This window comes from Dyella japonica, from assembly GCF_040545895.1.
In the GTDB taxonomy this organism is placed as follows: Bacteria; Pseudomonadota; Gammaproteobacteria; order Xanthomonadales; family Rhodanobacteraceae; genus Dyella; species Dyella japonica_D.
The window spans coordinates 262,299-287,739 of record NZ_JBEPMU010000002.1; the positions used below are offsets into that span (position 1 = coordinate 262,299).

General features: G+C 63.3%; 21 protein-coding genes and 1 pseudogene. 13 read left to right on the forward strand and 9 right to left on the reverse strand.

All coding sequences use genetic code 11. The features are described 5' to 3' along the window. Window positions 1–6: 6 nt before the first annotated feature. Window positions 7–930, reverse strand: a complete 924-nt coding sequence (locus tag ABIC75_RS07865) for a LysR family transcriptional regulator (RefSeq protein WP_354013295.1) — start codon at window positions 928–930, stop codon at window positions 7–9. A 100-nt stretch (window positions 931–1,030) separates the two neighbouring features. On the opposite strand from ABIC75_RS07865, the gene ABIC75_RS07870 reads away from it, so the two are divergent. The 7 genes from ABIC75_RS07870 to ABIC75_RS07900 all read left to right on the forward strand — a co-directional run bounded on the left by ABIC75_RS07870 (window position 1,031) and on the right by ABIC75_RS07900 (window position 7,013). After that, a complete protein-coding gene (locus ABIC75_RS07870; protein WP_354013296.1) occupies window positions 1,031–2,260 on the forward strand; it encodes an acyl-CoA dehydrogenase family protein in 1,230 nt (409 codons plus the stop codon). Next, on the forward strand, window positions 2,257–3,324 hold the full coding sequence (locus ABIC75_RS07875; RefSeq protein ID WP_354013297.1) for a phosphotransferase family protein: 1,068 nt from the start codon (window positions 2,257–2,259) through the stop codon (window positions 3,322–3,324). The genes ABIC75_RS07870 and ABIC75_RS07875 overlap by 4 nt, the downstream gene beginning before the upstream one ends. 3 nt (window positions 3,325–3,327) lie before the next feature. After that, window positions 3,328–4,017, forward strand: coding sequence for a histidine phosphatase family protein (locus tag ABIC75_RS07880; protein WP_354013298.1), 690 nt, complete (start codon window positions 3,328–3,330; stop codon window positions 4,015–4,017). A 97-nt stretch (window positions 4,018–4,114) separates the two neighbouring features. Continuing rightward, complete coding sequence (locus ABIC75_RS07885; RefSeq protein WP_354013299.1) at window positions 4,115–4,885, forward strand: SDR family oxidoreductase; 771 nt, start codon at window positions 4,115–4,117, stop codon at window positions 4,883–4,885. A gap of 16 nt (window positions 4,886–4,901) precedes the next feature. Beyond that, window positions 4,902–5,690, forward strand: coding sequence for an SDR family oxidoreductase (locus ABIC75_RS07890; RefSeq protein WP_354013300.1), 789 nt, complete (start codon window positions 4,902–4,904; stop codon window positions 5,688–5,690). Between the two features lie 14 nt (window positions 5,691–5,704). Beyond that, on the forward strand, window positions 5,705–6,721 hold the full coding sequence (locus ABIC75_RS07895) for an NADP-dependent oxidoreductase (RefSeq protein WP_354013301.1): 1,017 nt from the start codon (window positions 5,705–5,707) through the stop codon (window positions 6,719–6,721). 103 nt (window positions 6,722–6,824) lie between these two features. Further along, window positions 6,825–7,013 (forward strand): hypothetical protein, encoded by a 189-nt coding sequence (locus ABIC75_RS07900; protein WP_354013302.1) that lies wholly within the window; start codon window positions 6,825–6,827, stop codon window positions 7,011–7,013. Between the two features lie 193 nt (window positions 7,014–7,206). Here the strand turns inward: ABIC75_RS07900 and ABIC75_RS07905 are convergent, their stop codons facing one another. The 6 genes and pseudogenes from ABIC75_RS07905 to ABIC75_RS07930 form a co-directional block, all read right to left on the reverse strand. Beyond that, window positions 7,207–7,800 (reverse strand): hypothetical protein, encoded by a 594-nt coding sequence (locus tag ABIC75_RS07905; protein ID WP_354013303.1) that lies wholly within the window; start codon window positions 7,798–7,800, stop codon window positions 7,207–7,209. Window positions 7,801–7,903: 103 nt separating this feature from the next. Further along, window positions 7,904–10,150 (reverse strand): peptidoglycan-binding domain-containing protein, encoded by a 2,247-nt coding sequence (locus tag ABIC75_RS07910; protein WP_354013304.1) that lies wholly within the window; start codon window positions 10,148–10,150, stop codon window positions 7,904–7,906. Then, entirely contained in the window at window positions 10,147–11,667 is a 1,521-nt protein-coding gene (locus ABIC75_RS07915; RefSeq protein WP_354013305.1) for a hypothetical protein, read from the reverse strand. The genes ABIC75_RS07910 and ABIC75_RS07915 overlap by 4 nt, the downstream gene beginning before the upstream one ends. Next, window positions 11,664–12,737, reverse strand: a complete 1,074-nt coding sequence (locus ABIC75_RS07920; RefSeq protein WP_354013306.1) for a hypothetical protein — start codon at window positions 12,735–12,737, stop codon at window positions 11,664–11,666. The genes ABIC75_RS07915 and ABIC75_RS07920 overlap by 4 nt, the downstream gene beginning before the upstream one ends. 90 nt (window positions 12,738–12,827) lie before the next feature. Continuing rightward, a pseudogene (locus ABIC75_RS07925) lies at window positions 12,828–14,504 on the reverse strand (type IV secretory system conjugative DNA transfer family protein); the annotation flags it as partial. Window positions 14,505–14,724: 220 nt separating this feature from the next. Then, the gene (locus ABIC75_RS07930) at window positions 14,725–17,415 is read right to left on the reverse strand and encodes a M1 family metallopeptidase (RefSeq protein WP_354013307.1); all 2,691 of its coding nucleotides are present in this window, start codon (window positions 17,413–17,415) and stop codon (window positions 14,725–14,727) included. A 236-nt stretch (window positions 17,416–17,651) separates the two neighbouring features. Between ABIC75_RS07930 and oxyR the strand changes: the two genes are divergently transcribed. Together oxyR and ABIC75_RS07940 are read left to right on the forward strand one after the other, a co-directional pair. After that, window positions 17,652–18,596 carry a DNA-binding transcriptional regulator OxyR gene (gene oxyR / locus ABIC75_RS07935; RefSeq protein ID WP_354013308.1) on the forward strand — a complete coding sequence of 315 codons (945 nt, stop codon included), beginning with the start codon at window positions 17,652–17,654 and terminating at the stop codon, window positions 18,594–18,596. A gap of 7 nt (window positions 18,597–18,603) precedes the next feature. Next, entirely contained in the window at window positions 18,604–19,203 is a 600-nt protein-coding gene (locus ABIC75_RS07940) for a hypothetical protein (protein WP_354013309.1), read from the forward strand. A gap of 8 nt (window positions 19,204–19,211) precedes the next feature. On the opposite strand, the gene ABIC75_RS07945 is transcribed toward ABIC75_RS07940, so the two are convergent. After that, complete coding sequence (locus tag ABIC75_RS07945; RefSeq protein ID WP_354013310.1) at window positions 19,212–19,745, reverse strand: adenine phosphoribosyltransferase; 534 nt, start codon at window positions 19,743–19,745, stop codon at window positions 19,212–19,214. 113 nt (window positions 19,746–19,858) lie between these two features. Further along, window positions 19,859–20,137 (reverse strand): putative signal transducing protein, encoded by a 279-nt coding sequence (locus tag ABIC75_RS07950; RefSeq protein WP_354013724.1) that lies wholly within the window; start codon window positions 20,135–20,137, stop codon window positions 19,859–19,861. Between the two features lie 199 nt (window positions 20,138–20,336). On the opposite strand from ABIC75_RS07950, the gene ABIC75_RS07955 reads away from it, so the two are divergent. The 4 genes from ABIC75_RS07955 (at window position 20,337) to ABIC75_RS07970 (ending at window position 25,436) form a co-directional block, all read left to right on the forward strand. Continuing rightward, entirely contained in the window at window positions 20,337–22,109 is a 1,773-nt protein-coding gene (locus ABIC75_RS07955; protein ID WP_354013311.1) for a glutamine--tRNA ligase/YqeY domain fusion protein, read from the forward strand. Window positions 22,110–22,133: 24 nt separating this feature from the next. Then, entirely contained in the window at window positions 22,134–22,691 is a 558-nt protein-coding gene (locus ABIC75_RS07960; protein ID WP_354013312.1) for a nucleoside deaminase, read from the forward strand. Next, entirely contained in the window at window positions 22,688–23,425 is a 738-nt protein-coding gene (locus tag ABIC75_RS07965) for a TVP38/TMEM64 family protein (RefSeq protein WP_354013313.1), read from the forward strand. The genes ABIC75_RS07960 and ABIC75_RS07965 overlap by 4 nt, the downstream gene beginning before the upstream one ends. A 109-nt stretch (window positions 23,426–23,534) precedes the next feature. Next, entirely contained in the window at window positions 23,535–25,436 is a 1,902-nt protein-coding gene (locus ABIC75_RS07970; RefSeq protein WP_354013314.1) for an ATP-binding response regulator, read from the forward strand. The last annotated feature ends 5 nt before the right edge of the window (window positions 25,437–25,441 follow it).

Here is a 25,441-nt window from a genome sequence, read left to right on the forward strand (position 1 = left end):
CGCAAGTCATTGCGGCGACGCCTGCATGGCGCCGGTAATCGACTTGACGAGGCGTTCACGAAACCAGCGATGGGCCTGGTCGTTGTCCTTGGAATCGTGCCAGTAGGCAAGGATGGGAATGGCCTTGATGCGCACCGGCAACGGCTGCATGGCGATGGGCAGCAACGGCGCCAGGTGATCGGCATAGGCCTTGGGTACGGTGAGCAGCAGGTCGCTGGCGGCAGCGATCTGGCAGGCCGAGAAGTAGTGCTGCGCCACCATGCGCACCTCGCGGAACATGCCGTTCTGGCCCATCAGGGCATCGAGCGCGCTCTGCTCGCCCAGGGGAGAAACGGTGACGTGCTGCGCGGCGAGATAATCCGCGCGACGCAGTTGCCGCGACAGTGGATGGTCGCGCCGCATCACCACCACCAGCGTCTCATCGAGCAGGCGCCGGTGCGAGATGCGCTCGCCGGCCCGCAGCGGACGATCGACGGCGAGGTCCAGCGCGCCGGTACCCAGTTCGCGTTCCACCTCGTCGGCCGCCACGCGGCGACTCACCACGCGCACGTCCGGCGCGTCGCGGCCGATGCTGGCCATCAATCCCGGCAAGGCAATGGATTCGAGGATGTCGCGAAAACCGATGACGAATTCCATCTGCAAGCGCGACGCGTCGAACGTCGGCTGGGCATGCGTGCTGGCCAGCAAGCCCTTCAGATGCCCCTGCACGGCCGGCATCATCGCGCGCACCTTGTCGGTGGGCAGCAGGCGGTTGCCCTGGCGCACGAACAGCGGATCGTCGAGCTGATCGCGCAGCCGGCGCAGCGCATGCGTCACCGCCGGCTGGGTGAGATGAAGCACGCGCGCCGCCGCGCTGACGCCGCCCTGTGTATAGATCGCGTCGAGTACGCGGAACAGGTTGAGGTCGATACGGCTGTCGCGTTCCATCATCCCCACCCATTCATGCGGCTAATGCACACCCATAAAGTATATTCATTTCAATTATTGGTGGCCTGAGGCGTACGCTCCTTCGGAGTCGAGGAGTACTGCCATGGATTTCGCCCCGTCCGAGCGCACCCGGGCGCTCACCGAGCGCCTCGAACGTTTCATGCGCGTAGAGGTGTTTCCCGCCGAGCCGGTCTATGCCTCGCAACTCGCGGGAGGCGCGGACCATGGCCAATGGCGCCAGCCGGTGGTGATGGAGCAGCTCAAGGCGCGTGCGCGCGAGGCGGGCCTGTGGAATCTGTTCCTGCCCGACCTCGACGGAGGCCCCGGCCTGAGCAACGTGGAATACGCGCCGCTCGCCGAGATCATGGGCCACTCCTTCATCGCGCCCGAGGTGTTCAACTGCAACGCCCCGGACACCGGCAACATGGAAGTGCTGCACCGCTACGGTTCGGCCGAACAAAATCAGCGGTGGCTGGAACCGTTGTTGCGGGGCGAGATCCGCTCCGGCTTCGCCATGACCGAACCGGATGTGGCCTCATCCGATGCCACCAACATGCGCGCCACGGCCACGGTGGAAGGCGACGAGATCGTATTGAACGGCCGCAAGTGGTGGACCACCGGTCTTGGCCATCCGCATTGCCGCTTCGTCATCTTCATGGGCCTGAGCGATGCGAACGCCGAACCGCATCGCCGCCACAGCATGGTGATCTGCCCGCTGGATACGCCGGGTGTGCACATCGAACGCATGCTGCCGGTGTTCCACGACTACGACGAGCCCTCAGGCCACGGTGAACTCCATTTCGCGAACGTGCGCTTGCCGTTGTCCCACGTGATTCTCGGTGCCGGGCGCGGCTTCGAGATTGCGCAGGGACGCCTGGGGCCAGGTCGCATACACCACTGCATGCGCGCGCTTGGTGCAGCCGAACGCGCACTGTCGCTGCTGTGCCGGCGCGCGCAATCGCGCGTGGCATTCGGGCAGCCGCTGATCAAGCTGGGCGGCAACGCGGACATCATCGCCAACCTCCGCATGGCGATCGAACAGGCGCGACTGCTCACGCTGAAAACCGCGTGGACGCTGGACACGCAAGGCAGCAAGGCCGCGCTCAGCCTCATCTCACAAATCAAGGTAGTGGTTCCCATGGTTGCGCAGCAGGCGGCCGATGCGGCCATCCAGATCCACGGCGGCGCCGGCCTTACCGACGATTTCCCGCTGGCGCAGCTTTACGCCTATGCGCGCGTGCTGCGATTGGCCGATGGTCCGGATGAAGTCCATCGCGCCGTCGTCGCCAAGCTCGAAGCCAAGGCCCAGCTCGCCGCGGAGAACCAGGCATGACCGCTCGCCCCGACCAGGCAAGAGATGTGCGCGAGGAAGACGCGTTCGACGTCGCACGCGTCGATGCCTTTCTCAAGCAACGCATCGAAGGGCTGCAAGGCACGCCGGTGGTGAAGCAGTTTCCCGGCGGCGCATCGAACCTCACGTATCTGCTGAGCTATGCGAATCGCGAGTTGGTGCTGCGTCGTCCGCCGCGTGGCGCGAAGGCCAGGTCCGCGCACGACATGATGCGCGAAGCGCGCGTGATGGATGCGCTCAAGGCGAGCTACCCGTACGTGCCTGCGATCCTAGCGCGCTGCGACGACGAGGCCGTCATCGGCCAGGACTTCTACGTGATGGAACGCCTGAAGGGCACCATCCTGCGCCGCGACCTTCCCTCCGAACTCGGCCTCAATCGCGATGGCGTGCGCGCCTTGTGCCTCGGCTTTGTCGATCGCCTGATCGAACTGCACCAGGTCGATGCGAGCCAGCCCGGGCTCAAGGAACTCGGCAAGGGCGAAGGCTATATCGCACGCCAACTTTCCGGCTGGAGCGAGCGCTGGAGGCAAGCGGCCACGGAAGGCTCCGATGCGTGCGAAGACATCATCGCGTGGCTGCAATCGCAGCAACCGAGGCACGACAACGCCAGCTGCGTGATCCACAACGATTTCCGTTTCGACAACGTGGTGCTTGCTGCCGACAACCCGCTCGGCATCGTCGGCGTGCTGGATTGGGAACTGGCCACGGTGGGCGATCCGTTGATGGACTTGGGCAGCTCGCTCGCCTACTGGGTGCAGGCGGACGATGATCCGGTATTCCAGTCGTTCCGCCGCCAGCCTACGCATGAAGCCGGCATGCTCACGCGCCATCAGGTGGTGGCGTATTACGGCGAGCGCACCGGCATGGATGTCTCGCGCTGGCGCTTCTATGAAATCTTCGGGTTGTTCCGCCTGATGGTGATCATCCAGCAGATCTACCGCCGCTATGCGCTGGGACAAACCACCAACCCGCAATTTGCCGGCTTCGGCGACGCCGCCCGCTACATGGCGATGCGTTGCCGCCGGCTCATGGCCGGCATGGACTGACGCATGCGCGAGCTGCTGCTGATACGCCACGGCCAGGCGAGCTTCCACGCCGAAGACTACGACCAGTTGTCACCGCTGGGTGTGCAGCAGTCGTCGCTGCTCGGTGCATGGTTCGCCGAATGCGGACAGCAACCCGACGTGGTGGCGATGGGGCCACGCGTTCGGCATCGCGATACGGCCATGCCATGTCTCGAAGCGGCGGGTGTGGCCGCATCGCCCATCACGCTGCCGGGCCTGGACGAAGTCGATCATCTGGAACTGCTGGCGCGGCTGCGCCCTGAACTCGCTGCGCCCGGCGCATTGCGCGCCGCGATGACGCAGGAAGCCGATCCGTATCGATCGTTCCAGCGCCTGTTCGTCGACGCCATCCAGCGCTGGACAAGCGGTGAGCACGATGCCGACTACAGCCGCAGCTGGAGCAGCTTTCGCCACGGCGTGCTCGACGCACTCCAGCAACTGATGGATTCGCGCGCCGACACCATCTGGGCATTTACCTCCGGTGGTCCCATCGCCGTCGTTGCGGCGGCGCTGCTCGATGCTCCACAAGCGAAAACCTTCGACCTCAGCTGGTCGCTCGTGAACACGGGAGTGACAAGGCTTCGGCTAGGCTCCCGCGGCGCCAGCCTCGTGTCATACAACGCGTGGCCGCATCTGGAACGGGCGCGCGATGAGACGCTGGTGACCTTGCGGTGAGTCATTGCCGCAACCGTCCATGTCACTCGAAACACGGTCGACACGACGATCAGGATTCAACGTTGGGCTTTCTCCTTCGCCACGGAAACCACATTTCATGACCACACCGACCACCTTCGACCTCACCAGCAAGATCGCCATCGTCACCGGCGCCAGCCGCGGCATCGGCGCCGAGATCGCGAAACTGCTGGCAGCGCATGGCGCGCATGTCATCGTGTCCAGCCGCAAGCAGGCAGACTGCCAGGCAGTGGTCGATGGCATCGTCGCCGAGGGCGGATCGGCCGAGGCGTTCGCCTGCCATATCGGCGAGATGGAACAGATCGATGCGTTGCATGCGCACGTGGCGAAGACGCACGGTCGCCTGGACATCCTGGTCAACAACGCCGCGACCAATCCATATTTCGGACACATCCTCGATACCGATCCCTCGGTGTTCCAGAAAACCGTGGACGTGAATATCCGCGGCTACTTCTACATGTCCACGCATGGCGCGCGACTGATGGCGAAGAACAGCGGCGGTTCCATCGTCAACGTGGCGTCGGTGAACGGCGTGGTGCCCGGTTTCCAGCAGGGCATCTACTCCATCACCAAGGCCGCGGTGATCTCGATGACCAAGGCCTTCGCCGTGGAATGCGCCGAGCAAGGCGTACGCTGCAACGCCTTGTTGCCGGGCCTCACCGATACCAAGTTCGCCTCGGTGCTGGTGAATACGCCGGCCATCCTCAAGCAGGCGCTGGCGCATGTGCCGATGCGGCGCGTGGCGCAGCCGTCGGAGATGGCGGGTGCGGCGCTCTACCTCGCTTCCGATGCGGCTTCGTACACCACCGGCGCCGTGCTGAATGTGGACGGCGGTTATCTCAGTGTCTGATGCCAAGGAACAACGCATGAGCTCGTCACTACCCGCGCGTGCCGCCGGCAAGCGCGCGTTTGTCACCGGCGCTGCCGGTGGTCTCGGTGCCGCGTCGGCGCGCATGTTGGCGCGTCATGGCGCCAAGGTCTTTCTCACTGATATCGATGCAGCGTCGGTGGCTGCCGTCGCCGCGGAGATCAATCGCGAGAACGGCGCTACGGTGGCGTGGTCTGCCATGCAGGACGTGCGCGACGAGGCCAGTTGGGAGCGCACGCTCGCCGATGCAGTGAAGGCCATGGGTGGTCTCTCCGTGCTGGTGAACAACGCGGGCATCGGCTCGCTGGGTGGCGTTGAGCGCATCGAGTTGAAGGAATGGCACCGCGTGATGGGCGTCAACGTGGACAGCGTGATGCTGGGCTGCAAGCACGCCATGCCGTACCTGCGCGATGCACAGCCGGCGTCCATCGTGAACATTTCTTCGCTGGCGGCGTTCAAGATCGATCCCGACTACACCGCCTACAACACGTCCAAGGCTGCGGTGGCGTCGCTGACCAAATCGGTGGCGATGGATTGCACGCGTCAGAAGATCGACGTGCGCTGCAACTCGATCCACCCTGCCTTCATCCGCACCGGCATCGTCAAGCCGTTCTTCGACAAGTTGGGCGAAGAAGAGGCCACCAAAAAATTGATACGCGGCATTCCCATGCATCGCCTCGGCGAGCCGGACGATGTGGCGTATGCCGTGCTTTATCTCGCTTCCGATGAAAGCCGTTACGTGACGGCGGCGGAACTCGTCATCGACGGCGGCGCTCGCGCCGTCTGACCCGGAGAACACTCATGAGCTTCACCAATCGCCAACTGCTGCTGAAGACGCGCCCCGAAGGCCTCGTAAGCCTCGACAACTTCGACCTGCGTGAGGCGCCCACCGCCGAGCTCACCGACGGCCAGGCGCTGGTGCAGGTGCTCTATCTCTCGATGGACCCCACCAACCGCGTGTGGATGAGCGACATCCCGCAATACATGCCACCCGTCGCCATCGGCGAGGTGATGCGCAGCATCGGCATTGGTCGCGTGGTGGCATCGAAGGCGAAGAACTATGCGGTGGGCGACCTCGTGCAGGGCCTGGTGGGCTGGCAGGACTACGCCCTGCTTGACGAGAACGCGATGGGTTACTGGGTGAAACTCCCGCCCAACCCGCCGGTGGCGCTGCCCACCCTGCTCGGCGCCTGCGGCTTCAGCGGCATCACGGCGTACTACGGCCTCGCCGAGATTGCGCCCGTAGCGGCGGGCGAAACGCTGGTGGTTTCCGCCGCGGCAGGCTCCGTCGGTTCCATCGCGGGGCAGATCGGCAAGCTTCGCGGCGCGCGCGTGGTGGGCATTGCCGGTGGCCCGGAGAAATGCCGCCATCTCGTGGAGGATCTGGGCTTCGATGTCGCCGTCGACTACAAGGCCGACGATTTCAAGCAAAAGCTCGCCGAAGCGACGCCCGACGGCGTGCACGTGAACTTCGAGAACGTGGGCGGCCCCGTGATGCGCGCGGTGTTGTCGCGCATGGTCAACGGCGGACGCGTCGCGTTGTGCGGACTCATAGCCAACTACGCGAGCGGCACGCGCGCCTCCGACGACTACAGCGTGATCATCGTCAAGCGCCTCACCGTGCGCGGCTTCCTCGCCTTCGACTACAAGGACCAGGCAAAGGCGGTGCAGGACCTCGTCGGCTGGGTGGTGAGCGGCAAGATCAAGGCGGGCGAAACGGTAGCCGAAGGCCTGGAGAACGCGCCGCTGGTGCTCAACCGCCTGTTCGACGGCAGCCACACCGGCAAGCTGGTACTCAAGGTCGCGGACGACCGCTGAGTTTTCGCGGCTGAAAAGAAAAGGCGCCGCGTTTTTTTGCGGCGCCTTTTTTGTGGTGACACGCTGTTGGTCTGATCCAGAAACCGGCTGAGCCGCCGGGCGAATGACCGCGCAAGCTGATCCTCTCCTTGGGATTGCCCTGTTTCTCCGCTATGACGAGTACCTCATCGTTAAAGACGTCCGCGGCATGCTTCTGCCGATTGGTCTGGTCTTTGACCATCTCGAAGCCGACACCGATGCCCTGTGCCCCGGTGCGCGCGTGGTGGGCAAAATCGGTGCGGTGCCTCGGTAGGCGATGATGATGTTGTGGGGTGGAGCGACTTCTTTATAGGCCGTTGCGTGGAAGCCGGTTTTGGGGTCGGCAGTATAGGCGTAGACCTTATACGGAAGGCCACCGAGGTCAACAAACGTGCTGTCAATCTGGTTTTTCGATCGGTCCAGATACGCATCACTTGCCGCCCTGGCAGATTCTTCGGAAGAGCGATTCACGGCTTATCCTCCTTGACCGTGACAGTTATTGAAAAAAAGTCATCGGGTTGTCGCTCGTATTCCGAATCGGCCTCGACAAAATATTGTGCCGGGTAGGGATTTGGTGAGCGATCAAGAAAATCACTTTTCCTGAAGTAATCGACTTGAGGTCTTTGCAGGGCATCCTTCACCCAATGGCCGGTACCGAAGCGCACCCCATGGACAAAGAACTGCGGAGCAACTTGGGTTCCATCCCAACGACAAACACCTAGAACGTGATAATCCTCATCGTGAAATAAATCGCGATAGAAGTATCCTCGCCACCTGTGCTCGCCAACTTGCGTGATTTCAATCTCTACGTCTTGCATCATCGGTATTTCCAAGTGCCCACCGATGAACACAGGCGCTTCCGGCGTGCACGTCTCCCAATTAGTGACTTCATAAAACACCAAAGCTTTTGCGCTGTCCCATGCCTCTGGCGCATCTGTAGTGATGGTCACCTCATAACGCTGCGTGGGATGCGGATTGCGCGACGGATGGTTGGGATCGCTGCAGCCGACCAGCGCGCCGGCCGTAAGCGCGGCTGTGGCCGCCAGATGACGCAGTTTCATGGACTCATCCTCATGCCCGACATGATTTCCGGCATTCGCCACGGTCGTTGATACCGGCGGTTCCGGTGCGCCTGGTCGCGCCACCTCCGGCTTGCGATCGCACTCAGTGCAGCGACCGCGACAGGCTCTGGCCACCCTGGCTCGGCGACTGCTGTGGTGACAAGATTTGTTGCTGCGACTGTTGCTGGTGGATGTTTTCCATTTTCTGCAGGCTCTGCTGCAGCGGTGGCGAGGGGTGGCTCATGTCCACATTGGCGTAACCGGCGAGACCGACGATCACGGCATGCTTGTTTTCCAACGTGATGGATTCGATCCGGCCGGGCTTGATGTTGCCCTGATGACAGGCCAAGGTGAGCTGGGCAAGGCGCTCCTCGCTGGCGGCCTTGGGAAGAAGCCCTTTGAGTTCGCTGTACAGGGCGTGCTGTGGATGGCTGGGATCGCTGAGGGGGCGTTGCTGTGACGCCTGGGTTTCCGCGCGATCGACAACCAGGCCGTGCGGCACCTCCCTCGGTTGCTCGGCAGGTGTTGCCCTGGGAAGGGTGGCCGCGACAGTTTGAGGATCGAGAGCGGTGGATGGTTTCTGTAGCTCAGCGATTTTGACGTGTGCTTCCAGCAGCGACACGGTGGCCCTGTCGGGCAGCCCCGTCACCGGCAGGCCATGCACTTCCTGGAAATCTTCGACGCCCCGGCGTGTGGCGCGATCGTATGTGCCGCTTACGGCGAGCGGTTGACCCCGCGTATCCCGCACACCCAGGGTGTTGAGGTGGGTTTGCATCGCGCGCAGGGTGGCCGGGTCCAGCGAAGGCGCGGCGGGAAGCACACCGAGGGCTTCGTGCCCAGGAGGCGTGGGATGGAGGCGTCGATCGACTGCGTCGAGTGTGTGCGACACCGCGCTAACCACATCGGCGGATGCATGGTTTACTGCTTGGCGGGTGTCCGTGATGGCATCGGCACCGCGTACGACCACCGCCTCGGCCACGTGAACCACACCTTGAGCTCCTTCCGCGACTGCGTGCGCGCCCTGCTCGACTCCGTGCCCGGTCGTCTGGACCTGGTTCGCGATGAATTGACCCGCCACACGGGCGGTGTGACCAGCCATTTGGGTGGCCTGCGCATAATCTTCGGTCTGGGTGTGCGCGACGTAGCCGGCAGCTTTTACGCCTAACGCGGCGGCGCCCACGGTGAGCGGATCGATGGAAGCCACGGCTTGGAGACGATGTGACAGGTCATCGGCCTGTTGTTCCACGCGGTGGCCCATGGCACGCAGATCGTTCGCGCTCCGATCGGCGGATTGCTGCATGAGGTCGCCACCGATGCGCAAGGCCACGTTGGCCTGATCCAAGCCCAACTGGGTGCCTTTCACCACGGCGTTATGCTCGACGGCCTCTTGAATGGGCTTGTCGACCTTGAGCGCATGGAGCTCGGCCAGCTGTTGTTGCATGTGGGTCGGCAAATGCGCGTAGGTTGAGATGAGGTTGCGACTGTCGGGACTGCGCAATGCCTCGGCCAGTTGCGTGCGTTCGCGATGAACGTCATCCCGAAAGTGGTCAATGCCGGCCTTGTGGTTTTCGTAGTTTTGCTGATATTTGGCCAGCAGCTCGGGGCTCAACACGCTGACCTGATGGCTACCAGGTTCAGGCGCGAAGTGCGCGCGACCGTGAGCACCCGGATTGTCTGCGACCACCAACAACGGATTAGGTGGTGGTGAGCCGGAGGCGGCATTCAGATAACGTCCCGCCGTCAGTGCACGAATGTCGTTGTCGTCGGCCAGCGTGATCACCTGGCCACTATGGCGGCTGCCGGCGCTCACCATGTCGCTGGCCATTCGGTAGTTGACCACGCGATCGCCGCCTTCGGGCACGCCATAATTCAGGTCCACTGCGCCGTAGCCGTTGATGGTGACGCCGCGTAGCCCGTGCCGATGGGCTTCGATTTCCACGAAGACGCCGCCGAGCGAATGACCGGCCAAGCTGATCTGGTCCCTGGGAATGCCCTGTTTCTCCGCCTTGGCGAGCACCTCATCGGTAAAGACATCCGCGGCATGCTTCTGCCGATTGGTCTGGTCTTTGACCATCTCGACGTCGACACCGATGTCCTGTGCCCCGGTGCGCGCGTGGTGGACAAAGTCTGTGTCGGTGCCGCGATAGGCGATGATGACGTTGTACGGCGGCTCAGTATTTTGGTAGGCGGTCGCGTGGAAACCGGTGCGAGCGTCGGCCGAGGTGGCATATATCGTGTACGGATGTCCGCCCAAATCAACATTTACGCTCTTGTTGTCGACATCGCTTAGAGGGCGGTCTTTGTAAGCATCGCTTGCAGCAACAGCGGAACTTATAGCAGAAGGCTTCACGGCCTATCCTCTTTGACTGTTACCGTAATGGGAAAGAATTCATCCGATTGCTCAACGATGGGATCAATTGCGGAGAAGTCTCGTACCGCATAGGGCTGTAGCGAGCGATCCAGGAAGTCCCTTTTCTTGAAATAACGCGTTCGTGGCGTTACGTAACGGGTCTGTAAACCGACCCGAGGAAACTCCAGCGAAGCACCCGCTCCAAATTTGTTTTTCGCAGTCGTAAAAAAAGTTGCGCCAGCACCCACGGCATCCCAATGGCAAACACCACGGCCGTAATAATCTTCATCGTGTAGTAGGTCCCGATAGAAGTAACCTCGCCATGTGTTTTCGCCCACTTGGCTGACCTCGATCTCTACCTCTTGCCCCAACGGACCGCCGAGATGTCCACCAATGAAAACCGGAGCTTCCGGCGTGCATGCGTCATCGGTAACCTCATACGACACCGATGCCTTTACGCTATCCCACACCCCCGGCGCATCCGCCGTAATGGTCAGCTCGTAACGCTGAGTAGGGTGCGCATTGCGCGACGGATGGTCCGGATCGCTGCACCCCGCCAACGTGCCGGCCGTGAGCGCGGCTGCGGCCGCGAGATGACGCACTTTCATGGACTCATCCTCATGCCCGACTGATCTCCGGCATTCGCTTCGAACGTTGATACCGGCTGTTTCGGCGACCAGTTGCGTGCGTTCGCGATGAACGTCATCCCGAAAGTGGTCAATGCCGGCCTTGTTGTTTTCGTAGTTTTGCTGGTATCCGGCCAGCAGCTCGGGGCTCAACACGCTGACCTGATGTTTACCAGGTTCAGGCGCGAAGTGCGCGCGACCGTGAGCACCCGGATTGTCTGCGATCACCAACAACGGATTAGGTGGTGGTGAGCCGGAGGCGGCATTCAGATAACGCCCCGCCGTCAGTGCACGAATGTCGTTGTCGTCGGCCAGCGTGATCACCTGGCCACTATGGCGGCTGCCTGCGCTCACCATGTCGCTGGCCATTCGGTAGTTGACCACGCGATCGCCGCCTTCGGGCACGCCGTAATTCAGGTCCACCGCGCCGTAGCCGTTGACGGTGACGCCGCTTAGCCCGTGCCGATGGGCTTCGATTTCCACGAAGACGCCGCCGAGCGAATGACCGGCCAAGCTGATACTTTCCTTGGGAATGCCATCTCTAGCCGCTTTGGCGAGCACCTCATCGGTAAAGACATGTGCGGCATGCTTTTGCCGATTGGTCTGGTCCTTGACCATCTCGACGTCGACACCGATGTCCTGTGCCCCGGTGCGCGCATGGTGGACAAAGTCGGTGTCGGTGCCGCGGTAGGCGATAATGATGCCGTGCGGCGCCCTGGTATTTTGATAGGCCGTCGCGTGGAAGCCAGTCGCAGCGTCAGCCGTATAGGCGTAGACCTTGTATGGATGGCCGGCGAGATTGACGTCCTTTGGTTTATCGCGATTTCTTCTCTGCTGATCCAGATACGCATCACTCGCCGCAGCAGCAGATATTTCGGGTGGAGGATTCACGGCTTAACCTCCTTTACTGAAACAGCGATAAAGAAGAATTCGTCAGATTGACGGACTTCTGGATCGGACTCGTCAAAACTCATGGCCGCAGGGTTGCTTTCCCTACGCCCCCAAAAAACGCTCTTCCTAAAAAATCTAACTTGAGGGCTTTGAAGGGCATCCTTCACCCACTGGCCATCACCAAAGCTGACACCACGAGCAAAAAAATCCGGGGCGACCTGTGTCGCATCCCAATGACAAACGCCCAGGCCGTGATAGTCCTCGTCGTGGAAGAGATCGCGATAGAAGTAGCCACGCCACGTGTTTTCGGCCACCTGTGTCATTTCGATCTCCGCGTCCTGGCTCAGCGGTATGTCCAAGTGCCCACCGATGAACACCGGCGCTTCCGGCGTGCACGTCTCCCAGTTGGTGACGTCATAAAACACCACCGCCTTGCTTGCTTCGTCCCATGCCCCCGGCGCATCTGTAGTGATGGTCACCTCATAACGCTGCGTGGGATGCGGATTACGCGACGGATGGTTGGGATCGCTGCACCCTGCCAGCGCGCCGGCCGTAAGCGCGGCTGTGGCCGCCAGATGACGCAGTTTCACGGACTCATCCTCATGCCCGACATGATTTCCGCCACTCGCTTCAGTCGTTGAAACCGGCGGTTTCGGCACGCCTGCTCGCGATACCTCCGGCTTGCGCTTGGCCTGCACGGGCAGTCCGCCGTTGGGTAGCGGGCCAAGTTCTTTAATGGTGCGTTCGTTGATGATCTTCAGATCGCGCAGCAATTGCAGGTCGTGCAATGGATCGCGCGTAGGAGGCGCATGCACCGGAATGAGCGAGGTTGGCCGCGCTCCTTCATTGTCTATGACGCGACGAAGGTCTGGATCGGGCTCATCGTGGATGCCGTAGACCAGATCGCGACCGTACTTGAGCTCAAACTCGGTTGCCTTGCGGAACACGCGCCATGTGCCGGCGCTGGTGCGCACACGTTCGCAGCCTTCCGGTACGGGGCTGCTCGGCGCGGGTAGATCGGGTTCGGGCGCATACAACTTGCCGATGCGAATGTCGTCACGAATGCCCATGGCCATCCCCGCCCGTTAATTATGCAAGAGCCGCAAGGAGACATCGTCCGGCGCACGCACAAGGGTGCGTTCCGATGCACCGGCAGCGCCCAACGTGACCGGCGCGACCTCTACGTTGCCCTTTAAACGCTGCGTGAAATGCTTGTCCTGGTAGTACTTGATCTTGTCGCACTTCACCGGATGGGCAATGCCTTCGTACAGGAACACTTCCTTGTCGAAGCCCATGGCCTTGAGTTCCTGCGGCAGCATCAACGCGCGACGTTCTTCCGATTCGCTGCGACTGAGGTCGCGTCCTCGCGTGATGTTCTCCTTGCGCACGGTGGTGTAGCCGAGCATGTCGGAGTAGTCGTTGGCGTCCTGCTGTTCGCGCGGGGCGTAGATGATCTGCAGGGCATGGTTGGTAATGAGGGTGCGCGCCTGTTCCTTGCCATAAGTGGCATCCAGCTGCGCCATGCTCTGGATGATGGGCAACAGGCGCATGTTGTAGCCGGCCATGTAGCTCACCGCCTTGGCAATGATGTCCACCCGGCCAATACTGGTGAATTCGTCCATCAACAGCAGGCATTGGTGTTTGAGTGCCGGGTTGTTCTGCGGCAGCTCCTTGGTGTTGACGTTGATGAGCTGGCTGAAGAAGAGGTTGATGATGAGGCGGCTTTCAGCGAGCTTGTTGGGCTGAATGCCGATGTAGATGGTCATCCTCTTCTTGCGCACATCGGTGAGCAGGAAGTCGTTGGCACTCGTCGCAGCATCCAACACGGGATTGATGAAGGCGTTGAGTGGTTCCTTGAAGGTGCCAAGGATGGAATTGAAAGTGTCGTCGGCCTGGGAGACCAGGTTGGCGAACGCGGTGCGCGTGTGATGACTGATGAAAGGCGCCTTGCACAGCTCCTGAAAGTAGGTCTTGAGGTCGCTGCCGTCGCCCGAGGAGAGGCGGTAGATTTCGCCCAGGGTGGGATGACGAGGTTGTGCGCCACCGGTGGTGTCCCGCTGCAGAAGCTGGTTTTTCTCGAACAGGAACAGCGCGAAGGCGAGGAACGCATTGCGCGACTGGCTCACCCAGAACTTCTGGTCGTCCGTGCCGTCGGGATAAAGCATGGCCGCGATGGCCTGCAGGTCGGAGATGCGAAAATCGGGATCGGGCGAGACGTAACTGAGCGGGTTCCAGCGGTGCGTGCGTCGATCTTCGGCGAAGGGATTGAACAAGTAGATTTCCTGTCCCTGACTCGCTCGCCAACCGCTGGTGAGATCGAAGTTCTCCTGCTTAATGTCGAGCACCACCATCGACTCCTGGTAGTCCAGGAGATTGGGAATGACGATGCCCACGCCCTTGCCCGAGCGCGTGGGGGCGGCAAGGATGGCGAACTGCTGGCCTGGCAGACGTAGGAGGCGACCGTTGAACTTGCCGATGACAATGCCGTTGGGCGCCGGCTTGAACAGGTTGTGCTTGGCCAGGTCGCCACCGTGGGCGAAGCGGGCATCGCCGTGAAGCGACCGCGCTCTTTCGCGATAGATAGGAATGAGCAGCAGGAGCCACAGGATCAGCGGAACGCCCATACCCACGGCGGCGCTGATTTTGACCTTTTGCGCGTAAGGCGCCATTTGCGGCAAGTCGAGCGCATGGATGTACAGCCAGGCCGTATTCCGTGACAAGGCCACGTCTTTCAGGCCCAGCCATCGCAGCATGGCGAAGCCAGAAAGGTAGATGCCGCCCACGACGGCCACCACCAAGAACAGGGCTGCCAGCGCGGCTTTCCATCCCTTGCTCACTTCATCGCACTCCGTGCTTCGAAACGAGAAAGTCTATCGATGGAACGCTTGGCTATCTTTCGTCGATACGTGTGCAACCACGAGGTTTTTTATCTCGCATCAATGCACGGAAAACCTCACAGTAAACACATGAGGTGTTTCCTGACTACGTACCGGCCCGACGAAAAAAACCGGACGGCTTGCGCCGTCCGGTCGTGTGTTGCCGAGTTGAAGCCGGGTTTTAGCGCAGGATCGCTGCGGCGTCCTGCTTCTTGGCCAGAACCTGGCAGAGCACGGTGGACTCGGTGGCTTGCGCGAGGCCGCGCTCGGCACCGGTCACCTGCTTCACGCGATCCTTGAAGAACGCCTGCAGGCGATCGGCTTCGTCCTGCGAACAGCCACCGCCGCCGACGAGTTCCGGCAGCTTGCCGCCCGCGAAGCTGCCGGTGCGTTCCACGATCCTGTCGTAGTTGGCGGTGGCCCACTGCCACGAGGCATCGCGTTCGGCACGGGTATAGCGACTGCCGCTGAGCAGCATGGCCATCTCGCCCACCTTCACCTTCTTGTCGAGGGCGAAGTTGCGCACCTCGGTGGTGAGCGCCGGATCTTCGGCTTCGCTCAGGCCATCAAGGATGGCGTTGCGCAACGCCGGGTCGCTGGTCTGCGGCACTTCGGCGATGAGCGCGTCGACGGCGCTCTTGCCACGTTCCTGCACGGCCACGCCCAGCGAGACGCCGAGCAGGTCGCGGTCGGCATCGGCGCTGCCCAGGTCGAGGCGACCATCGGCCTTGCGCTTGAGCGCCGCATCACCTTGCTTGAGCAGTTCTGCGCGCACTTCCGGCACCTTCACCACCAGCGCCAGTTCATCGGCGAGCGTGCTGCGCAGCAGGGAGTCGCTGTCCGCTTCGTTGGCCTTGCGGTGGTAGCCGAGCTGCTGCAGGCGCGGCAGATAGGCCGCCTTGGCCCACGCATCGAGCTTGGCGCGCTCTGCGTCGGTCTGGGCGAGGTTGCGGCGGATCCAGCTGAAGCTGGTGAGCGGCGCGAGGGCCACTTCGCGCGTCTTGGACGACGTCAGCGGCTTGAGCGCGGCGAGCACGTCGCCGGCATCGATGTCGCCATGCTTGAAGCTGGCGTACACCGCGTCGGCGTAGGCGAGCTGTTCGGCGTCGTCGAGCTTGCCAACCTGCTGGCCGAGATTGGCCAGATCCTTCTTGACCATGGCGAAGCGGTAATAGCCCGAGCCATTGGCGTTGGGCAGCACCCAGGTGTTCTTGCTGGCGCCTTCGAGCACCATGGAACCGGTGGCCTGGTCGAACAGTTCGCAGCTCACCTTGCTGCCACTGGCGGTGCCGTAGCGCACGCACATCGGCACGCCCCACACCTGGCTCGCGTTGCCCTTGCTGCCCACGGGCAGGTAACGGCTCTGGCTGAGCTTGAGCACGGTCTTGCCGTTCTCCTGCGCCAGTTCGGTCTGCACGTAGGGCACGCCCGGCTGGTTGAGGAAGCTCTTGAACGCCTGCTTGAAGTTGTCGCCCTTGTCGGCGGCGGTGGCGATGGCGTCGATCAGGTCATCGGCGGTGGCGTTGCCGAACTTGTGCTCCTGGATGTACGCACGCATGCCCTTCTGGAACGTCGACTCACCGACGTAACCCTCGAACATGCCGAGCACCGCGGCGCCCTTCTGATAGGTGATGCCGTCGAACGCGGTTTCGATATCGCCGTTGCCGGTGATCGGCTGGCGGATCTTGCGCGTGGTGACCAGGCTGTCCCCGTTCATCGCACCCTGCGCGCCGCGCACGCGATCGAGATCGGCGCGGTATTCCGGATGCACCTTCTGCGTCACCTTCTGCTGCATCCAGGTGGCGAAGGCTTCGTTGAGCCACAGGTCGTCCCACCAGGCGAGCGTCACGGTGTCGCCCGTCCACTGGTGCGCGAGCTCATGCGCGGTGACGTTGAACGAACCGCGCACATAGTTGGCCGGGGAATCCGGATCGATCAGCAGCAGCCAGTCGCGGAAGGTGACGAGGCCCGGGTTTTCCATGGCACCCGCGGAGAAGTCCGGTGCGGCGAGCAGGTCGAGCTTGTCCCACGGATAGCCGAAGCCGTAGTAGTCCTCCAGCGCGTGCACGATGCTCGGCGTTTCGCCCAGCACATGCTGCATGCGATGGCCTTCGCCCTTGGCGGCGACGCCGCGCAGTTCCAGCGCATCGGCGCGGTATGGCGTGGACGAAATGTCCGGACCCTTCACCACGTCCCACGGACCCACGCCGAACGCAACGAGATACGTCGGCAGCGGCTTGGTGGTGGAGAAGGTGAGCTTCTTCCAGCCCTCGCCGGCCTTCTCTTCCTTCACCTGCTTGGTGTTGGCCACACCCGCTTCATCGTTGGGAATGGTCAGGCGGATGTCGAACGGCGTCTTGAAGCCTGGCTCGTCGAAGCCCGGGAAGGCGTAGCGCGCGCTGATGGGTTCCATCTGCGTCATCGCGTACGGCTGGCCTTCGTGACTCACCTTGTACAGGCCCTGCAACTGCTGGTTGAGCGGCGCGGTGTAGTTGAACGACAGCGTCAGCTCCTGCGGCTTCAGCACGCCGCCGAAATCGACGCGCACCACGCCTTCCTGCGGCGCCACGTCCACATACTTCGCGGCGTGCGCCTTGCCGGCGGCATCCGTCACGGTGACCTTGCTCACCTTCAGCTCGCGGCCGTGCAGCCACAGGTGATCGGACGCCTGCGTCAGCTTCAGCTTGATCACGGTGGTGCCGGAAAAATCCTGCTGGCGCGGATCGACCTTGAAGTCGAGCTGGTAGGACTCCGGCTGGGCCCAGCTGGGCAACCGGCCATGCGGCTGGTCATCGGCGGCAGGAGCGGCCAAGGCGGCGCCGCAACAGGCAGCCAGGGCGGTAAGAACGAGTGGACGGACGAAACGGCGCATGCGCGGAAAGCTCCCCTGTGAACAAAGCAAACCACGAAGCTAGGTGCTGCCGTGACTTTGGACACAGTGCCAAAAGGCATGCCCGGCGCCGGCCTCTGGCGTGGGGGCCAAATCTGCCGAGGCTCATGGCGCCGCCAGCAAGCCCGGGCTTTTCCGTGCGGCCAAGGCATTGCCTATGACGATCAATAACCCCACAATCATTGACAACACCTATCAATAGGACATGGACCCCACCCATGAACCTGCGCGATCTGCACTACCTCGTCGCTCTCGCCGAACACCGTCATTTCGGCCGGGCGGCCGAGGCCAGTTTCGTCAGCCAACCCACGCTTTCCACGCAGATCAAGAAGCTGGAGGACGAACTGGGCGTGGCGCTGGTGGAACGCACGCCACGCAAGGTGCTGCTGACGGAAACCGGCCGCGAGATCGCCCGCCGCGCGCGCGGCGTGCTATCGGAAATCGAAGAGATCAAGGCGATTGCGCAACGCACGCGCGATCCGGAATCGGGCACGCTGCGCCTTGGCATCTTTCCCACGCTGGGCCCGTACCTGCTGCCGCACCTGGTGCCGCTGGTGCGCAAGCATTTCCCGCGTCTGGAACTGCTGCTGGTGGAAGAAAAGACCGAACAGGTCATCCGCATGCTGCGCGAAGGCTCGCTCGACGTGGGCGTCCTCGCGCTGCCGCTGCACGAGGAAAGCCTGCACACGGAATTCCTGTTCGAAGAGCCCTTCGTGCTGGCCGTGCCCGAAGATCATCCGCTGGGCCAGAAGAACAAGCGCCTGAAGCTCGACGATCTGGAAGACGAAAGCCTGCTGCTGCTCGAAGATGGCCACTGCATGCGCGATCAGGCGCTGGAAGTGTGCCAGCTTGCCGGCGCCGGCGAACGCTCCGGTTTCCGCGCCACCAGCCTGGAAACGCTGCGCCAGATGGTGGCCGCGAACGTCGGCATCACCTTGCTGCCCACGCTCGCCATCAAGCCGCCGGTGTCGCGCACCGACAACGTGCGCCTGCTGGAATTCGCCGGCCATCCGCCGAGTCGCCGCATTGCGCTGGTATGGCGCAAGAGTTCGTCGATGGGCACGTTCCTCAAGCGGTTCGCGGAAGTGATCGGCGACTTGCCGCCGGGGCTGCTGCAACCGGGACTTGTCGACACCAAGCCCGCCCAGAAACCCGCACGCTGACGCCTGCATGCAGCGTTTCATCCTGGTCGGCCTGCTGCTGATCGCGCTGCTTGGCGGCGTGAACTGGTGGCGTCATCGCGCCATTACCCACGCGCCCGGCATGCTGGCGACGGATGTGCCTACGCAGATCGATCTCGACGAAGCAGCCACGCTGCGTCGCGGCGATTTCACGCTGGTGACGCGCGCACGTTTCGAACTCACCGCGCGCGTGCTGTCACGCGAGGATTACCGCTTCGATGCCGGTGCTCCGCTGGCGCCGATCGATCTCGCGCTCGGCTGGGGACGCATGTCCGACAGCGAAGTGTTGTCACAGATCGAGGTCAGCCAGGGCAATCGCTTCTATCACTGGCACGTCGACCGTTTTCCGATACCGCGCCGCGAGATCGAACAGTCCAGCGCCAACATGCACATGATTCCCGCCGACGACACCGCACGGCGCGAACTGGAACGCGTGCGCGCCGGCGAGGTGATCCATCTGCAAGGTTTTCTGGTGGACGCCAGCCGCCCCGATGGCTGGCGCTGGCGAACATCGATGTCGCGCGACGACACCGGCGACGGTGCGTGCGAACTCGTTTACGTGGAGAGCGTGGAACCTGCAGCGCAGTGAGTACGCACTCAGTAACGCAGCAAGGCGTGCAGCGGTATGCGTTCGTCCTGCCAGCCTGCGCGTCCCTGCAATGCGGCCAGTTCGATCACCACGCTGGCACCCACCAACTGCGCGCCCAGCTTCAACACCAGTGCACGCGCGGCGGCCACGGTGCCGCCGGTGGCCAGCACGTCATCCACGATCAGCACGCGTTCGCCGGGACGTAACGCGTCGTTGCGCGCCTCCAGGCGATCCACGCCGTATTCGAGCTGGTAATCCACCGATACCACCGGCGGCGGCAGCTTGTTCGGCTTGCGCAGCGGCACGAAACCCGCGTGCAGCTTCTGCGCCAGCGCGGCGCCAAAAATGAAGCCGCGCGATTCGATGCCGCACACGGCCTGCACGCCGCTGCCCTGCCAGGGCTCGGCCAGCGCGTCGATGCAGCGGGCAAAGCCGCCGGCATCGGCCAGCAGCGGCGTGATGTCGCGGAACATCACGCCGGGCTTGGGAAAGTCCGGCACGGCGCGAATCAGGGATTGGATCTGTTGCAACGTGGCATCCATGGTTGATGACTCCTACGAGGCCGGGCGGCGACCTCACACGATACCGTGCCACGTAAAACGGGCCGGGGCGACATGGCAAAGGATGTACCGGCAGGGCCGGCCAGGAGCGCTGGTCAGCAGAACGCGGGCAGCGGCGAATCCGGGTCTTCGTCGGCATCGTTGAGGGCCAGGCGGGCCTCCTGCAGATCCCGCTCCACCTCGCGGACCACCGCTTCGGCCGCCGGCAGGCTGGTTTCAGGCACCAGCACGGCCACGTAATCCAGGGCGGGCAACTGCCCCACCGCCCCGGTCAGGTATTCGCCGGATACGAACGCCGGAATGTCGGCGCGCTCCAGCGCGTCCTTCACCAGATGGGCGTCGATCAGGGTTTCGGCTCGATAAGCAATGCGCATGATGGTCACGCTACCCCTGCGGCGGTATTCGGGCAAGTTCTCGTTGACGGCGTATTGCCGGGGTGAAGGGCGCGGTTCACGGGTGATCGAGGCTCGTTCCTCGCCCCGGTCGACCGCTGAAAAGCAGGCAGGACACCCCCATCTACGGGACAGGGTAAACTTCACCGTTTCCGCCACCGCGACCGAGCTTCGATTCCCGATGTCCACCGAAAACGCCGCCGTTGAACCCACTGTCTCCGCCGCTGCCCCACAGGCCGCCGAGGGTCAACGCGACTTCATCCGCCAGATCATCCGCGAGGACCTGGCCACCGGTAAGCATCACGCCATCCGCACGCGCTTCCCGCCCGAGCCCAACGGCTACCTGCACATCGGCCACGCCAAGGCGATCTGCCTGAACTTCGGCATCGCCAGGGAATTCGCTGGCTGGTGCAACCTGCGCCTGGACGACACCAATCCTGGCAAGGAAGACCCGGAGTTCGTCGAAGGCATCAAGGACGACGTGCGCTGGCTGGGTTACGAATGGCACGACCTGCGCCACGCCTCGGACTATTTCGAGGTGTTCTACGACTCGGCCATCAAGCTGATCAAGGACGGCGTCGCCTACGTGGACGACCTCAGCCCGGAAGACATGCGCGCCTATCGCGGCACGCTCACCGAGCCGGGTCGCAACTCGCCGTTCCGCGAGCGCAGCGTGGAGGAAAACCTCGACTTGTTCCAGCGCATGCGCGCGGGCGAATTCGCCGACGGCGCCAAGACACTGCGCGCGAAGATCGACATGACGTCGGGCAACATGAACATGCGCGACCCGGCGATCTATCGCATCCGCAAGGTGACGCACCAGAACACCGGCGACGCGTGGCCGATCTATCCGATGTACGATTACGCGCATTGCCTTTCCGATGCGCTGGAGGGCATCACGCATTCGCTGTGCACGCTGGAATTTGAAGACCACCGCCCGCTGTACGACTGGTTCGTCGACAAGGTCGATCTGGTGAACCATCCGGAGTTGTGGACGCATCTGCGCGAAGGCGGTTTTCGCACCGAGCCGGCCAAGCCGCGGCAGATCGAGTTCTCGCGCCTGAACCTCTCCTACTCCATCACCAGCAAGCGCAAGCTCGCGCAGTTGGTGAACGAGAACCTGGTGGATGGCTGGGACGATCCGCGCATGAACACGCTGCGTGGCCTGCGTCGCCGCGGCTTCACGCCGGGCGGCTTGCGACTGCTGATCGAACGACTGGGCGTGAGCAAGCAGAACAGCATCATCGACTACTCGATCCTCGAGAACTGCATCCGCGAAGATCTCGACGCCACCGCGCCGCGCCGCATGGCGGTGCTCGATCCGATCAAGCTGGTCATCACCAATCTGCCGGAAGGTCACGAAGAGCAGCTCACGTTCTCCAACCATCCGAAGGATGAGAGCTTCGGCACGCGCAACGTGCCGTTCTCGCGCGAGCTGTGGATCGAGCGCGAAGATTTCGCCGAAGTGCCGCCGAAGGGTTTCCATCGCTTGAAGCCCGAAGGCGAAGTGCGCCTGCGTGGCGTGGGCATCGTCAAGTGCGACGAACTGGTGAAGGACGCGGACGGCAACGTGATCGAACTGCGCTGCTCGCTCGATCTGGAATCGCGCCAGGGCATGCCGGGCGCAGACCGCAAGGTGAAGGGCACCATCCACTGGGTGAGCGCCAAGCATGGCGTGGCCACCGAAGTGCGCGTGTACGACCGCCTGTTCAACGTGGCCGATCCCGACGACGAAACCGACGGCAAAACGTGGATCGAACACATCAACCCGGAGGCCAAGCGCATCGTCACCGCATGGCTCGAACCGGCGGCGGCGCAGGTGGATGCGGAACAGCGCTTCCAGTTCGAGCGTCTCGGTTACTTCGTGGCCGACCGCGTCGATCACACGTCGGACAAACCTGTTTTCAACCGTACCGTCACGCTGCGTGACGCATGGGCCAAGCAGGCTGGCTGACACCGGCGTCACAGGGAGCGTTGCATGCTGCGTCAACAGATTCACCTGACCCTGCCGCCGTGGATCGGCGACGTGGTCGACACCAACAAGCGTTACATCACTGATGAGGAACGCGTGGCCCTGGCCATCGAACTCTCGCGCCTGAACATCGAGCGCAGCCATGGCGGCCCGTTCGGTGCGGCGGTGTTCGATGGACAAGGTCGCGTGGTGTCGGTGGGCGTCAATCGCGTGGTGCCGCAGACGTGCTCCGTCGCGCACGCCGAAATGATGGCGTACATGAGCGCGCAGCAGCGCCTCGCCGCGTTCCGCCTCAATGCCGATGGCGGCCGCTACACCCTCGCCACCAGCGCACAGCCGTGCTGCCAGTGCTATGGCGCTACCGTGTGGGCAGGCGTGGATGAGCTGCTGATCGGCGCCCGCGCCGAAGACGTGGAAGAGCTCACCGAATTCGACGAAGGCCCGCTGCCGGCCGATTGGATCGGCGAGCTCGAAAAGCGCGGCATTGCCGTGCGACGCGACATCCTGCGCGAGCAGGCCCGCGGCGTGCTGGCAACCTACGGCCAGAGCGGACAGCACTATTGAGCCGCCTGCGCGCCGCTCTTCCGCTGATCCTGCTGGTACTCGCCGGCATCGCCTTGTTCAGCTCCGGGCTGATGGACCGGCTGCATCCGGAGCAGCTGGTGCAACATCAGGCGCAGTTGCGCGGTGAGATCGAAACCGCGCCCTGGGTGAGCCGCATCACCTACATCGGCCTGCTCACGCTGGCCATGTCCACGGGCATCCCGGGCACGGTGATCATCATCATGGCCGGCGGTTTCGCGTTCGGCGCGGTGGAGGGCACCATCTATTCCTCCATCGGGCTCACCCTCGGCACGCTGATCCTGTTCCTGGCCAGCCGCTACGCCTTCGGCGCCGGCAGCAAACATCCGCCGGCCCTGGTGGACAAGCTCCATCACGGCTTCGAACGGCACCCGGTGGCTTACACCATGTTCCTGCGTTTCGTGCCGGTGGCGCCGTTTGGTCTGGTCACGGTGGCGCTGGCCTGGCTGCGCTGCCCGCTGTGGCTGTTCATGGGCGCGAGCTGGCTGGGCGGCACTGTCTCCCTGATCTTCGAGACGTCGATTGGCGCTGGCCTCGGCGATGCGCTGGCGAAGAGCCATGGCCATTTCGGGCCGGAATTGCTGATGCAACGCGGCGTATGGATGCCGCTCACCGCCATCGCGGCGCTGGCCCTGCTCCCGCTGCTGGTCGAGCGGCTTACCCGCCGGCTCCACAAGGCCGCCCCCGCGACCAAGCCGGCCCATCCTCCACAGTAAGTCCTACAAGCGCCATAGCCCATTCGCTAACCCAGTCGGCTTGCTGCCTGGCTTGGAAAATCGCGCTAGGCTGACTCCGCCTGACGCATACAGCGTGCAAGGGGATCTGATGGGTGCAGGGGCCAACTCCCGGACGGTGCAATGGTGGCGTCGTACGTCGCTGATGCAACGGCTTGCGCTTGTCACGCTGATACCGACGCTGGTGACGGCGACCTTGCTGGTCGCCATGCTGGCCCCGCAGCAACTGATGACGCTGCGCGGCATGGCGCAGAACACCGCCGACGCCATTGCGACACAAGCGGCATCGGTCACCGCGGCGCCGTTGCGCGAGATGCAGCGCCGCGAGCTGGTGCGCATTGCCGAATCCATCAGTGACTTGCCTCACGTGGCCCGCGTGCAGATCCGCGCGGCCGACGGGGAAATCCTGGCCGACAGCCTGGGCCGCAGCGGCGCCGACAACAACGAAAGCCTCACCGTCGTGCGCGACGTGGTGGACAGCGAGCGACCGGGGCAACCCGTGCTGGGCTCGGTGATGGTGGACGTGAGCCTGCGCGACGCGATTGCCATGCAGCAGGCAAGCCTTCGCCACGCACTCGTCGCACTGGTGATCAGCCTTTTCGTGGCCGCCATCATCGCGTGGCAGGCCGCGCGCTGGATCAGCGCCCCGCTACGCCGGTTGGTGGACGCGGTGCATCAACTGGGTCGCGGCGACCGCCACGTGGAAGTGGAAGTCACCGACCAGACCGAAATCGGCGAGCTGCAACGCGGCTTCAACAGCGCCGCCATGGCGCTGTTCGACGTGCAGCGCGGCATGGAACGCGAGATAGAACACGCTACCGTGGAGCTGGCGCGCAAGAACGCCGCGCTCGAAGCCGCCAGCGTGGCCAAGGCGCGCTTTCTCGCCGCCGCCTCGCACGACCTGCGCCAGCCGCTGTATGCGCTGACCTTGTTCTCTTCCGCACTGGCCGAGGACGAACGCGATCCCGTGCGCCTCGATCGCATCGCGCACATCCAGGAATGTGTGGAAGCGCTGGACCATCTCTTCAGCGAACTGCTCGACCTGTCGCGCCTGGAAACCGGCGCCATGCAGATCGAGATCGCCGAGTTCCCGCTCGATCACGTGTTCCAGGAAGTGAGCCGCAACTTCCGCATGATTGCCGAGCAGCACGGCCTGCGCCTGATCATGCGCGCCACCAATCTGTGGGTGCGCAGCGACCGCACGATGCTGTCGCGCATCCTCAACAACCTGGTGAGCAATGCATTGCGCTACACCAGCCGCGGCGGCGTGCTGGTGGTGGCACGCCACCGCGAGGACGGCACGGTGCGCGTGGACGTTTGGGATACCGGCAGCGGCATTGCGCAGGAACACCAGGTGCGCGTGTTCGACGAGTTCTATCGCGTCGAAAGCCACAGCAATGAACACGACGTGGGCCGTCGCCGTGGATTGGGTCTTGGCCTTGCCACTGTGCAGCGTCTGGCCGAGTTGCTCGACACGAAGGTGGAACTGAAATCCAAACCCGGTCGCGGCAGCGTCTTCAGCTTCCATCTGCCGGAAGTGCCGGCGCAGCACATTCCGGTCGTCAGCGGCGAAGAAGCCTCGCCCGATGTGTCGGGCATGCGTGTGCTGGTGATCGACGACGAGCCGGCGATCCTCTCGGGCATCCGCTATCTGTTGAAGAGCTGGGGCTGCGAAGTGGCCGTGGCCGAGGACCGCGTGCAGGCCTTGCTGGCCGCGGAAGAATGGAACGTTCCGCCCGACATCGTGATCTCCGATCTGCGCCTGCGCGATGGCGAAAGCGGGCTGGACGTGCTGGCCGCGCTGGATGCGCACTACCAGATCGATGGCAATCCGCCGTTCTCCCGCCTGCTCATCACTGGCGAAACCCGCAGCGATCGCCTGCGCGAAATCATGGCCGCGCGTATTCCCGTGCTCTACAAACCGGTATCGCCGGAACAATTGCGCGAAGCCTTGATGGTGGCGTGGAGCGCATCGCGCGTCACCACCGTCTGACGCGA